This is a genomic window from Alcanivorax sp. HI0083 (genome assembly GCF_001635175.1).
In genome coordinates, this window is record NZ_LWFX01000906.1 from 1 (window position 1) to 2368 (window position 2368).

The following is a 2368-nucleotide window of genomic DNA, read 5'->3' on the forward strand; positions in this document are numbered from 1 at the left end:
CTGGGCCATGTTGCGACCCTGGTGCGGGCCGCCAAGCGGTTCCCCAGCTATCGCCAGCGCTTGCTTGGGCGAGCGTTACGCATCGCCCAGCAAGCACTGGCCTGCAATGCAGAGAATCGCCGGGCGATTCGCTGGCTTGGGGTGATCTGGTGGCAACTGGGTGAGCGGCGTCGGGGCAGGGCACTGCTTTATGCGGCAGAAGTGAAAGTCAGGCGTAGCGTGTATTGAATTAGCGTTGGAGAGGAAGGGGCGTCAGAAAATCCTTTTGATCTTTTCAGGGCGGGGCCGAGGGCCCCGCTGCTTTCAATTTTGTCCTGCCGCTAAATCCGGTTACTTCTCACCCTTCCCGTAAGCCCGCAAAAACATATCTACCACTTGTTCGGCATGGGGCTGCGCTTCACGGCTCGTCATTGGCTTGTTACAGCCAATAATGACACGCATATGCTCACAGCCTTGTAGCAGGCTGAAGAAATTCTCCGCCGCCTGTTTGGGGTTGTCTGCCTGCAATCGCCCTGCGCTATTGCCGTTGCGCACCAGGTTTTCCATGGCGGCGATGGTACGCTGGGGGCCTGCTTCAAAAAACAGCCGTGACATGGCCGGGTCCTGTGTAGCCAGGCTGCTCATCAGTCGCTGTAACTCGATCACTTCGTCGGTATGGATCAATTCGAGAAACGCCAGGCCAATCTTGGTCAGAGTGGCGCGAATAGGCAGGTCTGGCTCCAGTTCGAAGATCGGCATGGGCAGCAGGTTGTGGCATTTCGCCTCAATGGCTGACGAAAATAACGTTTCCTTGTCACTGAAATGGCTATACACCGTGAGTTTGGAAACGCCAGCCTGTTTCGCCACGGCATCCATGCTGGTGCCGACAAAGCCCTGTGACAGGAACAGCGTTTTGGCTGCCTCAAGGATGGCGGTGCGTTTCGCCGGGTCTTTGGGGCGTCCGCGTGGGTTGGGCTGATCTGGAGAGGCAGAGTCGGTCATATTTCAATACTGGACGGTTCAGTTTAATAAAATTACTATACTGGCGAGTATAGCATGCCGGCAAGCCAAGACCGGCACAATCCGCCAACTTACCGGGCGGATCCGTCTAAAGAGGTGGGGTCAATGAGGGAGCCAGTCATGTTTCGTTCTGTATTGCTGTCGAGAGTGCTGTCGGGGCTGATCGTCACGGGAATGGCGGCGGGGGCGTTGGCCCTGCAGGGTTGTTCCGATTCTGAGCCGGAAGACAAGGCACCTGCCCGCCCGGCGCTGGTGGCCCAGCCCTTGTCGGCGGATGCCAGCCAAGATGTGTTTCCCGGGGAAATTCGTGCCCGTTATGAGCCGGAACTGGGTTTTCGTATTGGCGGCAAAATCAGTCAGCGGCTGGTGGATGTGGGGGACCGGGTCAGCGAAGGCACGGTACTTGCCAAACTGGATACCGATGATGTGAGCCTGCGCCTGGATGCGGCTCGGGCGCAAATGGCCTCTGCCCAGGCTGACCACAAGCTGGCCAGCAGCGAACTGGAACGATACCGCGAGCTGATGGAGCGCAATGTGATCAGCCGCTCCCAGTTCGATTCCTTTGAAAGCCGTTATGACGCCAGCGTGGCGCAATTGCGGCAGGCCCGGGCCAATCTGAACGTGGCTCGCAATCAGGCGGACTATGCCTCCTTGAAGGCTCCCCGCGACGGCGTTATCGCCCAGCGTCTGGCGGAGGCCGGCCAGGTCGTTGCTGCCGGGCAGGCAGTGTTTGTGCTGGCGGTCGATGGCGACCGGGAAGTGCGGATCGATCTGCCCGAGCAGGATGTGGGGCGCTTCAAGATCGGCATGCCGGTGGCCATTGAATTGTGGTCGCGTCCCGGCCAGGTATTCGAAGGCAAGATTCGGGAATTGTCGCCTGCGGCGGACCCTCGCTCGCGCACATTTGAAGCCCGTGTGGCGTTCGAGAATATGGATGTCGGGGCGGACCTGGGTCAGTCTGCCCGGGTGTTTGTCAGCGGTGGGGATAATGCCGGGGTACTCAGTATCCCGCTGTCTGCGCTCACCGCCGAGGAGGGAGAAACCTACGTCTGGGTGGTGAATCCGGACGCGCTTACCCTGCATAAAACATCCGTGGAAGTGGGGCCGTACCAGGAGCAGGTGGTACCGGTGCTCAGCGGTCTGCAGCCGCAGGATTGGGTGGTGACCGCCGGCACGCATCTGCTGCGTGAAGGGCAGGCGGTGATCCCGGTGGATCGTCAGAATCGTCAGCTCGATTTGCAACAGACTGTCGCGGCGGTACAGCCCGAGCCCGCAGAGGCTGACGCCGCAAGCGCAGAGCCAGGCAGCGATGCCGATGCGGCGCCCAGTGCAGACGCGGATCAATAGGGGAGTATGACCATGTCGTTCA

At 60.0% G+C, this 2368-nt stretch carries 3 protein-coding genes; 2 read left to right on the forward strand and 1 reads right to left on the reverse strand.

What is annotated here, in order from left to right:
- A partial coding sequence (locus tag A3754_RS27625; protein ID WP_197468589.1) for a hypothetical protein occupies nt 1–228 on the forward strand: 228 nt, incomplete at its 5' end.
- A 102-nt stretch (nt 229–330) separates the two neighbouring features.
- Here A3754_RS27625 and A3754_RS09070 read toward each other — a convergent pair.
- Nucleotides 331–981, reverse strand: a complete 651-nt coding sequence (locus tag A3754_RS09070; RefSeq protein WP_063519400.1) for a TetR/AcrR family transcriptional regulator — start codon at nt 979–981, stop codon at nt 331–333.
- Nucleotides 982–1119: 138 nt separating this feature from the next.
- On the opposite strand from A3754_RS09070, the gene A3754_RS09075 reads away from it, so the two are divergent.
- The gene (locus A3754_RS09075) at nt 1120–2346 is read left to right on the forward strand and encodes an efflux RND transporter periplasmic adaptor subunit (protein ID WP_082872361.1); all 1227 of its coding nucleotides are present in this window, start codon (nt 1120–1122) and stop codon (nt 2344–2346) included.
- Nucleotides 2347–2368 lie beyond the last annotated feature (22 nt).